This window comes from Undibacterium hunanense, assembly GCF_014284335.1.
Taxonomy (GTDB): domain Bacteria; phylum Pseudomonadota; class Gammaproteobacteria; order Burkholderiales; family Burkholderiaceae_D; genus Undibacterium; species Undibacterium hunanense.
Genome location: NZ_JACOGF010000086.1, coordinates 1 through 258, shown reverse-complemented (window position 1 = coordinate 258; position 258 = coordinate 1). Strand labels below are relative to the sequence as shown.

The window sequence follows — 258 nt, the reverse complement described above, 5'->3', positions numbered from 1 at the left end:
AAGAAAAAGCGCGCGGTATTACAATCAATACAGCCCACGTTGAGTACGAAACAGCCGGCCGCCACTACGCCCACGTTGACTGCCCAGGCCATGCTGACTATGTTAAAAACATGATCACTGGCGCGGCTCAGATGGACGGCGCGATCCTGGTTTGCTCCGCAGCAGACGGTCCTATGCCACAAACTCGCGAACACATCCTGTTGGCCCGCCAAGTTGGCGTTCCATACATCATCGTGTTCCTGAACAAATGCGACATGG

General features: G+C 54.7%; 1 protein-coding gene. It reads left to right on the top strand.

What is annotated here, in order from left to right; genetic code table 11:
- Positions 1-258, top strand: a 258-nt coding sequence (locus H8L32_RS27430) for a GTP-binding protein (RefSeq protein ID WP_230412443.1), incomplete at both ends; no start/stop codon positions are given.